The 4,377-nt window shown below is 50.6% G+C and carries 4 protein-coding genes; all 4 read left to right on the top strand.

Translation table 11 applies throughout. The features are described from left to right. Window positions 1–113: 113 nt before the first annotated feature. The 4 genes from trhP to yegS all read left to right on the top strand — a co-directional run bounded on the left by trhP (window position 114) and on the right by yegS (window position 4,329). A complete protein-coding gene (gene trhP / locus AB6V08_RS23130) occupies window positions 114–1,475 on the top strand; it encodes a prephenate-dependent tRNA uridine(34) hydroxylase TrhP (protein WP_368545099.1) in 1,362 nt (453 codons plus the stop codon). A 276-nt stretch (window positions 1,476–1,751) separates the two neighbouring features. Continuing rightward, on the top strand, window positions 1,752–2,138 hold the full coding sequence (locus AB6V08_RS23125; protein WP_368545098.1) for a hypothetical protein: 387 nt from the start codon (window positions 1,752–1,754) through the stop codon (window positions 2,136–2,138). 415 nt (window positions 2,139–2,553) lie between these two features. Continuing rightward, window positions 2,554–3,318 carry a hypothetical protein gene (locus tag AB6V08_RS23120; RefSeq protein ID WP_368545097.1) on the top strand — a complete coding sequence of 255 codons (765 nt, stop codon included), beginning with the start codon at window positions 2,554–2,556 and terminating at the stop codon, window positions 3,316–3,318. 111 nt (window positions 3,319–3,429) lie between these two features. Then, window positions 3,430–4,329, top strand: a complete 900-nt coding sequence (gene yegS, locus AB6V08_RS23115) for a lipid kinase YegS (RefSeq protein WP_368545096.1) — start codon at window positions 3,430–3,432, stop codon at window positions 4,327–4,329. Window positions 4,330–4,377: the final 48 nt, after the last annotated feature.

Raw genomic sequence — 4,377 nt, 5'->3', positions numbered from 1 at the left:
ACTTTACCTCCCTCCCCCGCAGCGCTACAATGCCCGCCCTTAATGTGGGGGATCTCCCCTTAGCGCTGCACCTGGTGCAAGCGATCTGACCTGTCATCAGAACGAGAACAAACATGTTTAAACCGGAACTCCTTTCCCCGGCGGGAACGCTGCAAAATATGCGTTACGCTTTCGCCTATGGCGCCGATGCCGTTTACGCGGGCCAGCCTCGCTACTCGCTGCGCGTGCGCAACAACGAATTCAACCACGAGAACCTCCAGCTCGGCATTAACGAAGCGCACGCGCTGGGCAAAAAATTCTACGTGGTGGTGAACATCGCGCCGCACAACGCCAAGCTGAAAACGTTCATCCGCGACCTTAAGCCGGTCGTTGAAATGGGGCCGGATGCGCTGATCATGTCAGACCCGGGTTTAATCATGCTGGTTCGGGAGAACTTCCCGGAGATGGACATTCACCTCTCCGTTCAGGCCAACGCCGTGAACTGGGCGACGGTAAAATTCTGGAAGCAGATGGGGCTGACCCGCGTGATTTTATCCCGCGAACTGTCCCTTGAAGAGATCGAAGAGATCCGCACTCAGGTGCCGGATATGGAAATTGAAATCTTCGTTCACGGCGCGCTGTGCATGGCCTACTCCGGCCGCTGCCTGCTCTCCGGCTATATCAACAAGCGTGACCCAAACCAGGGCACCTGCACCAACGCCTGCCGCTGGGAATATAACGTCCAGGAAGGCAAAGAAGACGATATCGGCAACATCGTCCACAAGCACGAGCCGATCCCGGTGACCAACGTTGAGCCGACGCTGGGCGTAGGCGCACCGACCGACAGCGTGTTTATGATTGAAGAAGCCAAGCGTCCGGGCGAGTACATGACCGCCTTTGAAGACGAGCACGGCACCTACATCATGAACTCCAAGGATCTGCGCGCCATCGCCCACGTAGAGCGTCTGACCCAGATGGGCGTTCATTCGCTGAAAATCGAAGGCCGCACCAAATCCTATTACTACTGCGCCCGCACCGCGCAGGTGTACCGCAAAGCCATCGACGATGCCGCAGCCGGTAAGCCGTTCGACACCTCCCTGCTGGAAACCCTCGAAGGGCTGGCGCACCGCGGCTACACCGAAGGCTTCCTGCGTCGCCACACCCACGACGACTACCAGAACTACGAGCACGGCTACTCCATCTCCGAGCGCCAGCAGTTCGTCGGCGACTTCACCGGCGAGCGTAAAGGCCCGCTGGCCGCGGTTGCGGTGAAGAACAAGTTCACCAAAGGGGACAGCCTGGAGCTGATGACCCCGCAGGGCAACATGAACTTCCGCCTGGAGCATCTTGAAAACAAGAAAGGCGAGGCGATTGACGTCGCGCCGGGCGACGGTCACGTCGTGTGGCTGCCGGTGCCGGAAGAGGTGGATCTGGAATTTGCGCTGCTGATGCGTAATTTCGAAGGCGAAAACACCCGTAATCCGCACAGTAAATAGTCAACCAGGGAAATTTTTTCAGCCAGGGATAATTCTTAGAATCGGATCACATACCGCTTCGTTCAATAGGGGTATTATCCCCCCGCTGAAAAACATAACCCATAAATGCTAGCTGTACCAGGAACCACCTCCTTAGCCTGCGTAATCTCCCTTACGCGGGCTTATTTTTTTGTTTTAATACAATGAAATAAAAGGATTTATTTCATTCAGTGTCCATCTATCGACCACATCAACAACCTAAACCCCGTTAATCGGGTTTTTTGCATTGGAGAAATTATGCAGGAACTAAAAGGAAAACCCCTTCACCAGTCACAGTTTGCTGGCGTCCAACTTGTTTGCCCTCCTGAACTCACCGGCTCGGTTGAAGAGTACTTTAAAAGCAATGGCTTTGATGCCGGACATACAGTTTGCTTTTCCGCCAAAGCCCCGAATAAACTTGATTTCATCTTTGAACTGACCACGCAGGCAAGGAAGTTTGCAGAGGTTATTATGGGATTATTGAACCGGAACGACGTAGAAATTGAGTTGAGCTTATGTACTCGTGATGAAGTGCCGCAAACAGCCAGGGTCAAGTTACGTAGCCTGAAGGACGTTGAAGCGTGCGAACGTTTGATCGACAAGCTGGCGGCAGTAGTGGTAAAACCCAAACAAGACGAAGAATAAGAAAAGCGCCTCGGTTAAGGGGCTTTTTTTGCACAGATGTTAATCCCCCCAACCTTTTTTAGTCAGCCATCGGAAAACTGTCACAACGCCCCAATAAAAACATGCCTTATCCATATGATTTAGCTGAACAAATTTTGTGACGATAAAAAAATCACAAAACGCAACAAACCGCCACACTCAACAAAGACAATAAATTCAATAAGTTAAAATCGTAATTGTGATGATTATCGACCGTCACACTGTGATGCTCTTACGCGGGCTTATTTTTTGTATCGCAAATTTCTTCCAAGTGTCAGTTGCGACACAGACAAAAAGGAGTTGCCATACCATCAGAACCAGTTTGATACTGCGCATGTAAAATCCTTGTACAATGAATGACGATTCCTTAATTGAATTATTAAAAGGTTCTTGAAAGATGAGTGACTATATTGTTGAAGCACTTGGTGACTACAAAGTTTATATAATATTCTTTTTAGCGATATTGATTTTCATGAAATTGCCTAGCGTTAGTTTCTTTACCGGGATAATTTTGAAATTATTCCGCATTAAATATTCTGATAAAGAATATGTGGAATATGATGAAAAGCTTTATAATCAGCAATTATTCAGACTGAAGAATGGCGTAAGAGTTGCCTCTACTGAAGATGCAAAATTAATATCCAGGGCTCTAAGCGAAGGAAAGATTGAACGTTCGACATTGCGTTTTACCGCTTGGTTTGGCGCAGTGGGTGTCAAGCGAACGATGCGTCTGGATTCGGTTAGCACCACGCTTTTTGGCATTCTTTTCATTTTGACCGCTCTTGGCATCCTCTATGATGCACCTTACATGAAAGCAGGGTATGTCACATACAATGCCGGTAATAGCGAAAAATTATACATATCTAAACATCGAGTCTATGATAAGAAGAATAATAATTCCTGGAACAAGACTGATTGTCTTAAAATCATTGAAGATGCAACATCTTTTCAGCACCTCAAAGATGCATGTACTTATATCACAACGAATGACGCTGACCTTAGAGCTGAATTACAGGATGCAATCCATTCTGAAGCAATCGATAAGAAAATTCTCGCCGGGCTTATAATCGTACTGATGGCAATAGGTTGGTTGATAATTGTAGGTTTCACAAATTTTGTTAGATTAAATAAAATTGTGTGTGATTTAAAAGGCGTTGAATAGTGAGTTAAAAATTTAAAAACCCAAGGCATGCACAAGATTCGTCCTGTTCTTACCCGCTTTTATCGTCCCTGAGATACACTCTTAACAGAGCTAAAAAAGGGAGCAAAGCGGATGGCAACCTATCCAGACAGTCTTTTGATTCTGAACGGCAAGAGCGCCGGTAACGATATTTTGCGTGAGGCGATTACGGATCTGCGAAGCGACGGCGCACGTATTCACGTCCGCGTGACGTGGGAAAAGGGCGATGCGGCGCGCTATATCGATGAAGGCATTGCGTTAGGCGTCGACACCATTATTTCCGGCGGCGGCGACGGCACTATCAACGAGATCGCCTCCGCGCTGATTAAGCTCAGCGCGGCAGAACGTCCGGCGATGGGGATTTTGCCCCTCGGCACGGCGAATGATTTTGCCACCAGCGCGGGGATCCCGGAGGATTTAGGCAAAGCTCTCCAGCTCGCCATTCTTGGCAAAACCACCGCGGTAGATATTGCACAGGTGAATGATAAAACCTGCTTTATCAACATGGCGACGGGCGGGTTTGGCACGCGCATTACCAGCGAAACGCCGGAAAAGCTTAAAGCCGCGCTCGGCGGGGTTTCCTATCTGATCCACGGCCTGATGCGCATGGATACCCTGAAGCCGGACCGCTGCGAAATCTCCGGGGAAGGTTTTCACTGGCAGGGGGACGCGCTGGTGATCGGTATCGGCAACGGTCGCCAGGCGGGCGGCGGGCAGCAGCTGTGCCCGGAAGCGCTGATCAACGACGGGCAGCTGCAGCTGCGTATTTTCACCGGCGACGGGCTGCTGCCGGCGCTGTTCACCACCCTCACCCAGCCACAGGAGAGCCCGAATATTGTCGACGGGCAATCCGCGTGGTTTGAGGTGAACGCCCCGCACGGCATGACCTTCAACCTCGACGGCGAGCCGCTGAACGGGGAGCAGTTCCGCATCGAGGTCCTGCCGGGCGCATTGCAGTGCCGTTTGCCGCCGGACTGCGCACTTTTGCGCTGAGGTTTTGTCGGGTGGCGGCTACGCCTTACCCGACCTACGCGCTCGGTA

It is taken from the genome of Enterobacter soli (genome assembly GCF_964208575.1).
Taxonomy (GTDB): Bacteria; Pseudomonadota; Gammaproteobacteria; order Enterobacterales; family Enterobacteriaceae; genus Enterobacter; species Enterobacter soli_A.
Note: the sequence above shows the minus strand (reverse complement) of the source record. Positions and strands in the feature narration are given on the sequence as shown.

What these genes read in the sequence shown, in the direction of transcription:
- yegS (WP_368545096.1), top strand. Translation starts at nt 3,430, where the DNA reads ATGGCAACCTATCCAGACAGTCTTTTGATTCTGAACGGCAAGAGCGCC.
- AB6V08_RS23125 (WP_368545098.1), top strand. Translation starts at nt 1,752, where the DNA reads ATGCAGGAACTAAAAGGAAAACCCCTTCACCAGTCACAGTTTGCTGGC.
- trhP (WP_368545099.1), top strand. Translation starts at nt 114, where the DNA reads ATGTTTAAACCGGAACTCCTTTCCCCGGCGGGAACGCTGCAAAATATG.
- AB6V08_RS23120 (WP_368545097.1), top strand. Translation starts at nt 2,554, where the DNA reads ATGAGTGACTATATTGTTGAAGCACTTGGTGACTACAAAGTTTATATA.